Annotated in this window: 6 protein-coding genes; all 6 read left to right on the top strand. The window is 66.2% G+C overall.

What is annotated here, in order from left to right:
• The coding region (locus WAN02_RS06360; protein ID WP_422263320.1) for a peptidoglycan D,D-transpeptidase FtsI family protein at positions 1–1,874 on the top strand (1,874 nt) is incomplete at its 5' end.
• 73 nt (positions 1,875–1,947) lie between these two features.
• Positions 1,948–2,268, top strand: coding sequence for a WXG100 family type VII secretion target (locus tag WAN02_RS06355; RefSeq protein WP_422263319.1), 321 nt, complete (start codon positions 1,948–1,950; stop codon positions 2,266–2,268).
• Positions 2,265–3,881, top strand: coding sequence for an alpha/beta hydrolase (locus WAN02_RS06350; RefSeq protein ID WP_422263318.1), 1,617 nt, complete (start codon positions 2,265–2,267; stop codon positions 3,879–3,881). Before WAN02_RS06355 ends, WAN02_RS06350 begins: the two co-directional genes overlap by 4 nt.
• A complete protein-coding gene (locus WAN02_RS06345; RefSeq protein ID WP_422263317.1) occupies positions 3,878–4,438 on the top strand; it encodes an LppA family lipoprotein in 561 nt (186 codons plus the stop codon). The genes WAN02_RS06350 and WAN02_RS06345 overlap by 4 nt, the downstream gene beginning before the upstream one ends.
• Positions 4,439–4,561: 123 nt before the next feature.
• Positions 4,562–4,765 carry a hypothetical protein gene (locus tag WAN02_RS06340; RefSeq protein WP_422263316.1) on the top strand — a complete coding sequence of 68 codons (204 nt, stop codon included), beginning with the start codon at positions 4,562–4,564 and terminating at the stop codon, positions 4,763–4,765.
• Between the two features lie 93 nt (positions 4,766–4,858).
• On the top strand, positions 4,859–6,063 hold a 1,205-nt coding region (locus tag WAN02_RS06335; protein WP_422263321.1), incomplete at its 3' end, for a Mur ligase family protein.

Below are 6,063 nucleotides of genomic sequence, written 5' to 3'. Positions count from 1 at the left end.
GGGCAAAGGCGAGCCCAGCTGACCACTCGGCGCGTCAACGCCGAACCCGTCAGGCCATCGAGATCGGTAACCGCGGGGCGTCGTTCGTCTTCCGGCACCGAGTGGGCAACGGGGTCATCTTCTTGGCGCTGTTAGTGGCCGGCGCCCAGCTGTTCTACCTGCAGGTGCCGCACGCCTCCGGGTTGCGCGCGGAGGCCGCGGGCCAGCTCAAGGTCACCGACACCGAAAAGGCAGTACGTGGCAACATCGTCGACCGCAACAACAACCAGCTCGCTTTTACGATCGAGGCCCGCGCGCTGACCTTCCAGCCGCGCCGCATCCAGAAGCAACTGGCCGAAGCCAAGCAGAAGAACTCGAAAGCTCCTGACCCGCAAGAGCGGTTGAAGGAGATCGCCAAGGAAGTGTCGGCGCGGCTGAACAACAAGCCGGACAACGCCACCGTGCTGAAGAAGCTGCGCAGCGACGAGACGTTCGTCTATCTCGCCCGTGCCGTCGACCCAGCGATCGCCACCACGATCACCCGGAAATTCCCCGAGGTCGGTGCCGAGCGTCAAGACCTGCGCCAGTATCCGGGCGGCTCGCTGGCGGCCAACGTCGTCGGCGGAATCGACTGGGACGGGCACGGTTTGCTCGGCCTGGAGGATTCCATGGACGCGGAGTTGGCCGGCACCGACGGGTCGGTGACCTACGACCGCGGTTCCGACGGTGTGGTGATTCCGGGCAGCTACCGCAACCAGCATCAGGCGGTCAACGGCGCGACGGTCCAGTTGACGATCGACGACGACATCCAGTTCTACGTTCAGCAGCAGGTGCAGCAGGCCAAGAATCTGTCCGGGGCACGCAACGTCTCGGCGGTGGTGCTCGATTCCAAGACCGGCGAAGTGCTGGCCATGTCCAACGACAACACCTTCGATCCATCCCAGGACATCGGGCGCCAGGGCAACAAGCAGCTGGGTGATCTGCCGGTGTCCTCGCCGTTCGAGCCCGGTTCGGTGAACAAGGTTGTCACCGCTGCCTCGGTGATCGAGTACGGCCTGACCAATCCCGATGAGGTGCTGCAGGTTCCGGGCTCGATCAACATGGGCGGTGTCACGGTGCACGACGCCTGGGTGCACGGCGTCGCGCCCTACACAACGACCGGCGTGTTCTCGAAATCGTCCAACGTGGGCACGCTGATGCTCGCTCAGCGGGTCGGACCACAGCGCTACTACGACATGGTGCGCAAATTCGGGCTTGGCCAGCGCACCGGGGTCGGCCTGCCGGGTGAAAGCGAGGGTCTGGTTCCACCGATCGACCAATGGTCAGGCAGCACGTTCTCCAACTTGCCGATCGGCCAAGGTCTTTCGATGACCCTGCTGCAGATGACCGGCATGTATCAGGCGATCGCCAACGACGGTGTGCGGATTCCGCCGCGGATAATCAAGTCCACCATCTCTGCCGACGGCGCGCGCACCGAAGAGCCACGCCCGGAAGGTGTTCGGGTGGTTTCGCCGGAGACCGCGCGGACCGTGCGCAACATGCTGCGCGGCGTCGTCCAGCGTGACCCGACCGGAAACCAGCAGGGCACCGGGCCCGCGGCCGCCGTCGACGGCTACCAGGTGTCCGGCAAGACCGGGACGGCACAGCAGATCAACCCGGCGTGCGGCTGCTACTACGACAACGTCTACTGGATCACCTTCGCGGGCATGGCCACCACCGACGATCCGCGCTATGTCATCGGCATCATGATGGACAACCCGGCCACCAACGCCGACGGTTCCCCCGGCCACTCCGCGGCCCCGCTGTTCCACAACATCGCCGGCTGGCTGCTGCAACGCGGAAACGTCCCGCTATCACCTGATCCCGGTCCGCGGTTGACACTGCAAGCCATGTAGCCAGGGGTGAATTGCGGCCGACCGCCACCCGGTGATATGGGAGAATGACGAACCACAGCGGGAGGTGACGGTGATGGCGGCAGGCGGGAATTTCGAGGTCGACATTGAAGCATTGGCGAGTTCGGCGGCGCACGTGGCGGGCCAGGGCGACGATCTGGCGAGTGCCCATTTGTCGTCGGACAGCCGGATAGCCGCCGCCCAGTCGGGCTGGGTCGGCAGCTCGGGGGCGGCGCTGCAGATCAGGACCGCTGCCTGGTTGGAAACCTCCCGCAGACTGCTGACCAGTGTCGGCGATCATGCGTTGGCTCTGAACAACGACGGCATCGATTTCACCGCGCTTGAGAATGAGAACGTCGAGAAGTTGCGCGCAGTGCACCCAGCCCCTGAGTCGTGACGTTGACGGTGGCCGACATTGATCGGTGGAACGCCGGCGCGGTGCGGGAGGTGTTTCAGGCTGCGAACGTTCGCGGGAGGGCCACCTTGGAGGCGTCGCGTCAGCTGAGCACCCTGTCGGTGTTCGATACCTGGGAAGGCGCCACCGCCGAGGCCAGAAAGCACGTCAACGCCGGCATCCGCCAAGACCTCGACGTCCACGGCAACGAGGCGCTCGCGGTGGCTCGTGCCGCCGACCAGGCCGCCGACGGTATCGAGCATGTGCAATCCGACCTGCGGATGTTGCGCAGCGACGCCAATGAACTGCACATGGCGATCGACGCGATGACCAACCGAGTGGTCCCGGGCCCCAATTGCCTACTGTCAGAGGCGCTTATCGCCGAGATGCAGCTGCAGCCTCGGCTCGACGCGATTCTCGCCGAAGCCAACGCCGTCGACCAGGAGCTGGCCGCCGCGATCAACATGGCTGACGGCGACACCGCGATTCCGCCCGATGCCGGCCCACCGGTCGGTCCGCAGGGGTTGACCCCGACCCAGCGTGAAAGCGATGCCAACCAGGAGCGGGTGCGCGAAGAGCGCGCCAAACTCCACGCGCACATCAATGACCTCAAGCAGGCCATAACCAGAGCAGGCGGTGACCCGAATCGACTGCAGGACCTCAACTCTCAGTTGAACGCCGCTCAGAACCGGATGGGCGAATACGACGCCATCGACGATGCGCTCCGACGCGCACCGGAGACTTACCTGACCCAGCTGGACATCCCGACCGATCCGAGTCAGAAGGTCACGGCCGCGGTGGCCGTCGGCAACCCCGACACCGCGACCGACATCTCGGTAACCGTGCCCGGTATCGGCTCGACCACCAAGGATTCACTGCCGAGCATGGTCTCCGAAGCGCGAAATCTGCAGAACACGGCAAACGAAGAGCTTCGACGACTGGGGCGTTCGGGTTCGGTGGTTACCATCGCGTGGATGGGCTACGACCCGCCGGCCAATGTGCTCAACACGACCAGCCCGCGCGATTTCTGGCGCACCATCGACGACGGCCAAGCCAAGGCCGGAGCGGCCTCGCTGGCTTCCTATCTGCAGGAGCTGAACACCAACAACCCCAATGCGCATCTCAGCCTGTTCGGTCACAGCTACGGTTCGCTCACGTCCTCGCTGGCCCTGCAGCAACTCAATGCTCAGGGCTTGCATCCGGTCAACGACGCGGTGTTCTACGGCTCGCCGGGTCTGGAGCTCGATAACCCGAGTCAGCTCGGGCTGGCCAATGGGCACGCGTTCGTCATGAAGGCGCCCCCTGGCGACGACTGGATTCCCGAAGTGGCGCCGCTAGCGCCACTGCATGGCTGGGGCGCAGATCCGTACGGCGGCATGATGCCTGAATTGTCGTCGCAAGCCGGTACGAGCCCCGACGGCGTGCTGCGAGAGGGTGTGCACAGCCACGCCGACTACCCGCGCGCGGTCACCGGTCCGGGAGGCGAGCAGACGCTGAGAATGTCCGGCTACAACCTGGCGGTCATCGCCGCCGGCATCGCCGATTTACCCGATGGCGGACAGCAATTGGTGATGGCGCCAACGCCGTTGACCCCGTACCCACACCCGGGTCGATGATGACCGTCCGGGTGGCCGCGTGGATTGTGTGGATGGTGGTGATATCGATGTCAGTTTTCGGTTGTGGCGCAACAGATTCGGGAACGCAAGGCAATCCTGGTCCGCAGCGTGTCGCGGAACTCGAGAACGGGCTGCGTTCGAAACCGAGTTTCGAAGCTGCGCGTGCGCAGTATGTGGCGGCGACGGATCAGATGGCCGCCCAGATCGTTGCGCTGGTGCCGGGCATGACCTGGAAGGTTGACGAAAACAGCTGGAACGGCTGCGGCGGCGACTTCGCCTGGACCCGCGCGGTCCAGGTGTACTACCGACTGGCGTTCGACCGGGCCATCCCTGACAACGTCTGGCCGAAGGCGGTGCAGATCGTGAAAGACGGTGCGGCGAGATTCGGGGCCGCCACCGTGAGCGTGTTCATCGACCAGCCGGGCAACAAGGACCTCGCCATTGCCGGTTCGGGGGCACAGTTTCATTTCGGCACCAAGGCGGGGACGGTCTTGGCGGCGACGTCGGACTGCCGGATGCGCGAAACCGACAGCCCCGCGCCCACGCCCACACCGTGAGATGACAACCCGAACCGAGCCCCGGTGTCGCTTGGTTCTGAATTGGATCCTTGCGGTCCTGACGGTGCCGGGCGCGTTGTTCGTCATGCTGTTCGGCTTCGCGGCCGCGATGGGCACCGATCGATGCGCCTACGAAGACTGCCCGCGTATGGGTCCGCCAGTTCCCGTGATGACCCTATTGGTTTTGGTGCGCCGCTTCTTTCGCTGGCGACGATCATCGCCTCGGCCCGGACCGCCCGGCGGGGCTGGGGATTCGCGATCCCGTTGGCGGCGTTCGCGCTGTTCAGCATCGACGTTGTGGTGCTCTACCTGTCGTTCAAGCCGTAACGGCTGTCCGTCGAAGCTCTCCCGCTCGATAAGGTGTCAGGGCTGATGGAGGCGCTGACCCCGGCGTCGGAAACCAGTTGGCGGACGGAGGTGATGGCGGTGCCCGCTGCGCTGCGCCCCGCCACCGGCGCCGGCGTGCCGCTCTCGACGCTGGCCGCTCAGGTGGGCGCAGTTCCCGCCGAGGGCAACTCCGCGTCGGATTTGCCGATCACCGGCGTGACCCTGCGGGCTCAGGATGTCCAGCCCGGCGACCTGTTCGCCGCGCTACCGGGCGGGGCGACGCACGGTGTCCGCTTCTACGGCGATGCGGTCGAACGCGGAGCCGTCGCGGTGCTCACCGACGCGGCCGGGTTGGCGCAGCTGAACCGTGACGCCGGCGTGGTGCCCGTACTCGTCCATCCCGAACCCCGCAGCGTTCTGGGCGGGCTCGCCGCCACCGTGTACGGGCATCCGTCCGAGCGCTTGGCGGTCATCGGCATCACCGGGACGTCGGGCAAGACGACGACGACCTATCTGATCGAAGCCGGTCTGCGCTCGGCAGGGCGGACGGTGGGGCTGGTCGGCACCGTCGGGGTGCGTATCAACGGCGTCGACATCCCGAGCGCGCTGACCACGCCCGAGGCGCCTGCGCTGCAGGCCCTGCTGGCGGTGATGGCCGAGCGCGGCGTCGACACCGTCGTGATGGAGGTGTCCAGTCACGCGCTGACGTTGGGCCGCGTCGACGGCATTCAGTTCGCGGTGGGCGGTTTCACCAACCTGTCCCGCGATCACCTCGACTTCCACCCGACGATGGAGGACTATTTCGAGGCCAAGGCGCGGTTGTTCGACCCGGTATCGCCGTTGCACGCCCGTCGCGCAGTGGTGTGCGTCGACGACGACGCCGGCCGGTCGATGGCCCACCGCGCTGACACGGTGACGACGGTCAGCACGAAGGGTCGGCCCGCGGACTGGCGCGTCGAAGCAGTCACGGCTGAGGCCGGCGAGCAGGAGTTCACCGCCGTCGACCCGGCCGGTGTGCACCACCGGTTGAGGATTGCCCTCCCTGGGGACTACAACATCGCCAATTGCCTTGTTGCACTGGCGATTCTCGACGCTGTCGGAGTTTCCCCCGAGCAGGCGTCCACTGGACTCCGGCACACCCAGGTCCCCGGACGACTCGAGCGGATCGACCGCGGGCAGAACTTCCTGGCCTTGGTCGACTATGCGCATAAGCCGGGCGCGCTGCAGGAGGTTCTGCGGACCCTGCGCCGCCCGACCGGACGGCTCGCGGTGGTGTTCGGCGCCGGCGGCGATCGCGA

Origin of the sequence: Mycobacterium sp., from assembly GCF_049281135.1 — a bacterium.
Taxonomy (GTDB): Bacteria; Actinomycetota; Actinomycetes; order Mycobacteriales; family Mycobacteriaceae; genus Mycobacterium.
Note: the sequence above shows the minus strand (reverse complement) of the source record. Positions and strands in the feature narration are given on the sequence as shown.